Here is a 6,438-nt window from a genome sequence, read left to right as displayed (position 1 = left end):
GCTCGAAAATTTACGTTGGCTCGTGTTCTCTATATAATAGAAGAAACACGATTATTATTGTTTGTTGACGTTTTTGTTTGTTTAGTTTTCAAAGAACAATATCACTCACAAAAAGTTACAGGAATATCATTCTATCACATTCCTTATATTCTATCAATCATTAATTTTTTTAATTATGATTGACTTCCGCGCTCCCTTTTAAAAGCGACTCTCACAGAATACCACGTTGTGCATGATAAATCAAGAGAAAGTTTTTTCTAATTATTTGCTTATCCACTCTTTTAAAGAGCAGCTTTGTTATTGTAACACCGTCTGTGTTCACTTGCAACAAGTTTTTTAATTCTACAATAATCATTTGTACATCGTTCCCATCGTTTTCCGATTTGAATTTAATCGCTCCCCCCATCATTGATCCATTAACGGGGTACCGTCAGGAAAATGCGGATTTACAACGTTAAGCGTACAATGTCGAATACTATTTTCAAGTTTTAAGGCAACTCAAATTTCCGTTTATACAACTATCCATGCTCTGTCCCTACCGCTGATTTTCACCTCTTTCCCCTGTATATGCCTAATGGCTATCAGGTTAGTATCCTGGGCATAATACAGGTTATATACATTTGAGAGGGGGATAGTATGAGGCTAAGAAATGGAGATTTTTATATAAATGTTTTTACCAATAAGTTATATAGGTTAAATGAAGATAAAGATAGCAGCTGGTACTTGAGTTTGCGTGATGAAGAAGGTTATCATGAAACAGAAAAGATATCAGGGCGTGATATGATTAGATTGGTAGAAGGTAGGTATAAAAAAAAATAAAAAAGCTACCCCATTCCTGTCATAGTACCAGTAATCAGATTTTTTTAGTGGAAAGTAGGTAAAACATGAAACAATATAAGATGTTCCAAGGAAAAAATCGCCTTTATGTTGAATATAGTAGATAAAGGGGATTATCCAATGAATAAAGTTGAGTTATTAAAAAAATTACTAAATAGTAGTCGAGGTAATTTGTTTTCATTAGAGATTCCTACTACAAAAGAAAATGAAAAAAAGATTCAAGAATTGGTTAGAGTATTAGAAACAGAAAAAAGAATTAAAATAAGAGAATATGTACAGAGAGAATACTCAGTTTACTTACATGGAATAATTAAGTATGCATCCGAATAATCGGATGCTTTTTTAATGGAGTGATTCACCATAGGATTCTTCAAGCTATACAGTAAGCCAAGATGGGCATAGAATTTTTATGAGATTTTAGAAATTGTGAACCTTCATAACCCATAGAGCCAATAAATCCCTTGGGCATCTATTTTCTTAAATTAACCCGCTTCGTTAGTCGAATAAGAAAAAGGATCGCCGCAGCAATCCCCGTTGTTCAACTCTTGCTACCCGTTAGCCACCCATGCAGCATGGCTGCACCACATAGGATGGAATTTTACCCCGTTCTTCCATGGTAGTTGAAGAAGAAAAGAGCCGCTTATTCAATAATCGCGCCCTTTAATGCAATAACACATTATATTAATGTACGGGGTGGCACCCATTTTCCTACACGTTCAAAGTATGGATAAAAGGTGTTAGGATTAATGCCCAGATGACTGTAAGGATGGCAGTCAGAATGTAGGATACACTGGAGGTTGTTCCCTCTTTTTCCCCGATTTGAAACGCTTTTGCCGTCCCAAGTGCCTGTGCACCCAAACCATACATCATGCCGATGGACAATGGATTCTTAATGGAAAAGTGCTTCATTATAGCTGGTCCTATGAAGACACCTACAAAGCATGTCAACATACTAAAAAGAACAGTTATGGCAGGAGTCCCTCCAATGGATTCAGACAAACTGACAGCAATTGGAATGGTGACAATGCGAGGAATAATACTGAGCATATAATCCTTCCCCATTGCAAGCAGATAGGTACATAAAATGCCCGAAACAACAGCAATCAAGGAGCCGGCGGCAAGACTACATACAATCACGCGCCAATTTTTCGCCAGAAACGACCAGTTTCGATACAATGGAATGGCTAATGCAACGGTTACAACATCTAACAATTCATTTAGTGGAAAAGTGCCATTTGCATATTCTTTGTATGGTATATCCATTATCAAAAGGAGAACAATGAGCATAACAGGAGTAAGAATGATTGGTGAAAATAACAATCCTGGCTTTTTCTGATTGATCTTTTTAGCAAAAAAATAAAAAAGGACAGTAATAATTACATAAAAAATCTTGGTAACCATCTCCTTGCTTCACCGCCTTTTCTTTCTAGGATCCTTTCGGAGATGACACCTGTTGTTATCATCATAAGTGCTGTACCACTAACAACAATGAATAAAATACTTAGGCCTTTGATGCCAAATATCCATGAATATTGCATAAATCCAACGACTGCCGGTATGAAAAATAACATCATCTCGGAAATAATAAGCGTAGCCCCCGCTTGCACCCAATTTAATTTAATCAAGCCTGAATGAAGACCGAAGAATAATAAAATCATCCCAATAATACTTCCTGGAATAGGTACATGAAGAAGAGAGACAATATATTTACCAATCCAAGTAAACACAATAATAACCCCAATTTGCAATAAAATCATTAAGCCCTTTTTCAAGAGCAACACCTCCGAAATAGAACAAGATGTAACATAGATCATTCTACTTGGAGAATCACCGATTCGTAAAATATATAAAAGTCATCAAAACTATTCTATGAAGTTATAGTTAGGGTTTTCCTTCCTGAATATAAGTAATGAACTCCCGAACTGCATAGGAAAGATACTTATTCTTTTTATAAATCAATGCCAATTCCCAATCAACCTGAGGTGAAGTAATAGCAACAATAGAAACCTGATCCTTAAATCGGTTTGCTACCGATTTAGGAACGATAGATATCCCAAATTGTGCCGCTACCATCTCTCCAACGATATCCCATAAGGAACTTTTGTAGACTAAATTAGGTTCAAATCCCGATTGCAAACAGGCCTTCATTACCACATCATGCAGAACATATTCCTCGGTAAAAAGAATAAAGGCTTCTTCCTTTAAATCGGATAAAAATACTGATTTTCTTTCCGACAGCCAATGATCCCTGTCAACAATGACAACTAGCTCTTCTTTTAATAAGGGGATGGATCCAAACACTTCAGAGTCAACTGGTAATACGGTAATACCCACATCCACTTCCCCTTGTACTACCTTTCGTTCTAATTGTTTCCCGCTAAATTCGACCATTTGCATATCAATTTGCGGATAACTCTTTTTAAAACCGGCAAGCACGTTCGGAAATAACATCACTCCCAAAGTCGGCATTAATCCCATTTTGATGGTTCCCTTTTTTACATGAACGACTTCGTTTAAAGAAGAATGGGTATCTTCTATCATCTGCAAAATTTTCAATGCTTGATCATAAACAATCTTCCCCGCATCTGTCATCTCCACTTTTCTCTCCGAACGATCTAGCAACGTCACTTGAAGCTCCACTTCCAGGCTTTTTATCATCTTACTGATGGAAGGCTGAGATACATGCAGGCTCTCAGATGCCTTCGTAAAATTCTTTTGTTTGGCTACTTCTACAAAATATTTAAGATGTTGAATATCCATTTTAAAACTCCCCGGTACTATAATAATAATTCCTTCCCACCATACTTAAAGGTTTCATATTTTTATTTAAACCTTCTAATTCATTATATTTTATCGTGTTCGTTTATACATAATTGGGAATATGGTGGAGAAGTATATCAAGGCGCCTGACCCACAAGCTTTGCACGCATGTAATAACCTCGAATATATTTAAAAATTTTATAGTTCCTTTTTGATTACGAACGAAAAAAAGACATCATGGTTATACAATGGTCTTGTCCCTTTTTTACATTTAATATTTCCTAATTTATGCTCATTTTTTCTCCCTTGTTTCTGTCACTTAACTGTTTCTTTTACCAAAGCGACGTTTCCAAACAGCGGCTTTTTTTTTTCTATTGGGGTAGTTACCCTGGGTAGTACAGCGAAGCTGTCACCACCCGAAAAGAAGCCTAATTTTCTTTTTAAAATAGAAATTAGGCTTCGATGTTTTATTCAATTAAATGGCCCGATTGCTGAATACAAGTTAAAGAATTCTCTTCAACTGCCCCTTTAGTGGAACAAGAAAAAGAGCCGCAGCTACGACTCTTAGTTAAACTCTAGCACCAGATAGTTTAAGTACAATATTTCACAATCTTTCTTTTTGAATAAGGCTCTTTTCGTAAACTATGTTGCTTTTGTGGCTAAATAAATTGGATTAACAAAGTTTGTAGGCAATTTTCGCAAATGCTCTTACGAAAAGATGCCAGGAAGCATCTAGTTATACAGGTTGATGAACTTATACGAAAAACAACAATCTTTGCGAAAATAGCCTTTATTATTGTAGCTTACTGCTTAGTCAATAAATAGAATTTAAACTGCATTTTGCAAAACCTGTCCATCGCTCATTTTAATGATTGAGTCAGCAAAAGAAAGCATTTCTTCATCATGTGTAACCATTAAAGTTGTAATATTTAGCGTTTTCGTTAAATTTCGGATTAACGTCATCACATCTTTAGACCTTTTTGAATCTAAACTTGCTGTTGGTTCATCAGCAAAGAGAACTTTTGGCTGATGGATAATGGCACGAGCAATGGCAACACGCTGCTTTTCCCCGCCAGATAATGAAGATGGATACGCATTTTTACGATGGTCCATTTCAACTAATTTTAGAATTTTATCAATTTCTTTTTTTTGTTCTTTTTTCTTTAGTTTCGTTTCAGATACATCCAGCATTAGCATCAGTTGCTCTTCTACGGTGAGAAAAGGAACGAGGTGCGCAAATTGAAAGACGAAACCAAATTTACTTGCACGTATTTTCCGAACTTGCTCTGAACTCATATTAATCAAATCTTGCCCTTCGAATACTATTTGTCCATCTGATGCGGATTGAAGTCCTGCCGCTATTGTAAGAAGTGTACTTTTACCGGAGCCTGAGGCACCTACTAATGCTGTTATTTCTCCTTCTCTAAGGGAAAGATTAATTCCTTTTAGTATTTCTTCCTTCACTTCACCATTCGTAAACGTTTTTCTAATTTCATCTATAGTAAGTATTGCCATATTAAACCTCTCCTTGTTGAATTGCTTGTAATGGTTCGATTTTTTTAATCTGTAAACCTGAAAGCGTAGATCCAATAAATCCAATAATTAAGAAGACGATTGTTAATTGTACAGTTGTTACAGGAGTTAAACTAAAAGGCATTCCTTTAGGTGCAATCATATTAAACATTTGACTAAGTGCAATTGATAACGAAAGAGCAATAACGGTAATAACGACCATTTGCATCCAAATCATTTTGAACAAGGTACTTGTTTTTACACCGATGGCTTTGAGAATACCGTATAAACCAATTTTTTGAACGTTCATCATGTAGAAAAAGATAGCAAACAACATTCCGCTAATGACAACTAAAAACCAAATAATCATGTTGAGAGACATCTGTTCTGCTTTATAGCTTGGCATAGTATTAAGGAACTCATTAATCGAAAAAGATTGTAAACCGGCGACATGTGTTGAATTTCCACCTGGTACGTAAATCAATTGCATTTCATTGACCCGGTAAATTCCTTTATAGTCGTCCATATTGATATAAGCGACAGGTGCATGGCTGAATTTACTATTGTCCACAAAACCTTTTACAATAAACTTCCCATTGTACAGATTATTCGTTAAGGTATCTCCAATTTTTATACCTTTATCTTTCATAGATCGATCTAGTACGATTTCCCCTTTTTTAACATTTTTAAACCATTTAGAATCAGTCGATGTAACAAAAGCGACGCTTTGTTGCTTACCAGCACGATCATTCAAAAATCCCATTTGAATGGAAAATGCAAAAGCATCTTTATGTTTACTTAAAACTTTATCTTGAGCACTCTTATCTATTCTTGACATATTATAGGTTTGGTTTGCATCTTTCGACATATAAAATTGTCCTTTTGGTAAATCTTTAATTAATGCAGCATTATCTTGAGATAACCCATTTGCCAGACCAGATATAATAAATGTTAATAAACTAACAAGAAATACGATTGAACCTAAAATCAAAAACCTTACTTTATTTTTCTTAATTTCTTTCCAAGCAATATTCATCTTAATTCCTCCTATCTCTTTGTTACAGGCTTAGTTTACTATCGGTATGTGAACGGAAGATGAACATGAAATTACATTTATAATGATGGCTATGTTAAAGCTGCATTTTGATATTCTGCACTCTTTTGTTTGGAGCGGAAATCAACAAGGAAGCTTAACAGAGCCAAAATGATAAAAACCGTTATAAATAGAAGAAAAAACAAAACTATTTTCGCAAAGATTGTTGTTTTGCGTATAAGTTCATCAACCCATATAACTGATGCTTCGTGGCATCTTTTCGTAAGAACATTTGC

Annotated in this window: 9 protein-coding genes; 3 read left to right on the top strand and 6 right to left on the bottom strand. The window is 35.2% G+C overall.

What is annotated here, in order from left to right:
* The 3 genes from BIV60_RS30080 to BIV60_RS26140 all read left to right on the top strand — a co-directional run.
* Nucleotides 1-183 (top strand): hypothetical protein (locus BIV60_RS30080; RefSeq protein ID WP_218145960.1); only part of this gene is annotated, 183 nt, incomplete at its 5' end.
* Nucleotides 184-636: 453 nt separating this feature from the next.
* A complete protein-coding gene (locus BIV60_RS26145) occupies nt 637-819 on the top strand; it encodes a hypothetical protein (protein ID WP_071358624.1) in 183 nt (60 codons plus the stop codon).
* 138 nt (nt 820-957) lie between these two features.
* Nucleotides 958-1,167 (top strand): hypothetical protein, encoded by a 210-nt coding sequence (locus BIV60_RS26140; protein WP_071358623.1) that lies wholly within the window; start codon nt 958-960, stop codon nt 1,165-1,167.
* Between the two features lie 378 nt (nt 1,168-1,545).
* Here the strand turns inward: BIV60_RS26140 and BIV60_RS26135 are convergent, their stop codons facing one another.
* The 6 genes from BIV60_RS26135 to BIV60_RS30075 all read right to left on the bottom strand — a co-directional run.
* Nucleotides 1,546-2,238, bottom strand: a complete 693-nt coding sequence (locus BIV60_RS26135) for an LrgB family protein (RefSeq protein ID WP_071358622.1) — start codon at nt 2,236-2,238, stop codon at nt 1,546-1,548.
* A complete protein-coding gene (locus BIV60_RS26130; protein WP_071358621.1) occupies nt 2,214-2,609 on the bottom strand; it encodes a CidA/LrgA family protein in 396 nt (131 codons plus the stop codon). Before BIV60_RS26130 ends, BIV60_RS26135 begins: the two co-directional genes overlap by 25 nt.
* A 109-nt stretch (nt 2,610-2,718) precedes the next feature.
* Complete coding sequence (locus BIV60_RS26125) at nt 2,719-3,597, bottom strand: LysR family transcriptional regulator (protein WP_071358620.1); 879 nt, start codon at nt 3,595-3,597, stop codon at nt 2,719-2,721.
* An 828-nt stretch (nt 3,598-4,425) separates the two neighbouring features.
* The gene (locus BIV60_RS26120) at nt 4,426-5,112 is read right to left on the bottom strand and encodes an ABC transporter ATP-binding protein (RefSeq protein ID WP_071358619.1); all 687 of its coding nucleotides are present in this window, start codon (nt 5,110-5,112) and stop codon (nt 4,426-4,428) included.
* Nucleotide 5,113: 1 nt separating this feature from the next.
* The gene (locus tag BIV60_RS26115; RefSeq protein WP_071358618.1) at nt 5,114-6,145 is read right to left on the bottom strand and encodes an ABC transporter permease; all 1,032 of its coding nucleotides are present in this window, start codon (nt 6,143-6,145) and stop codon (nt 5,114-5,116) included.
* An 89-nt stretch (nt 6,146-6,234) separates the two neighbouring features.
* Nucleotides 6,235-6,438 (bottom strand): hypothetical protein (locus BIV60_RS30075; protein WP_218145959.1); only part of this gene is annotated, 204 nt, incomplete at its 5' end.

The organism is Bacillus sp. MUM 116 (assembly GCF_001866655.1).
In the GTDB taxonomy this organism is placed as follows: Bacteria; Bacillota; Bacilli; order Bacillales; family Cytobacillaceae; genus Neobacillus.
The sequence above is the reverse complement of the archived record's forward strand: the minus strand, read 5'-3'. Positions and strand labels throughout refer to the sequence as shown.

Bases quoted from the DNA above. Each gene is read 5' to 3' on its own strand.
- BIV60_RS26145 (WP_071358624.1), top strand. From the start codon at position 637: ATGAGGCTAAGAAATGGAGATTTTTATATAAATGTTTTTACCAATAAG.
- BIV60_RS26140 (WP_071358623.1), top strand. From the start codon at position 958: ATGAATAAAGTTGAGTTATTAAAAAAATTACTAAATAGTAGTCGAGGT.
- BIV60_RS26135 (WP_071358622.1), bottom strand. From the start codon at position 2,238: ATGGTTACCAAGATTTTTTATGTAATTATTACTGTCCTTTTTTATTTT.
- BIV60_RS26125 (WP_071358620.1), bottom strand. From the start codon at position 3,597: ATGGATATTCAACATCTTAAATATTTTGTAGAAGTAGCCAAACAAAAG.
- BIV60_RS26120 (WP_071358619.1), bottom strand. From the start codon at position 5,112: ATGGCAATACTTACTATAGATGAAATTAGAAAAACGTTTACGAATGGT.
- BIV60_RS26115 (WP_071358618.1), bottom strand. From the start codon at position 6,145: ATGAATATTGCTTGGAAAGAAATTAAGAAAAATAAAGTAAGGTTTTTG.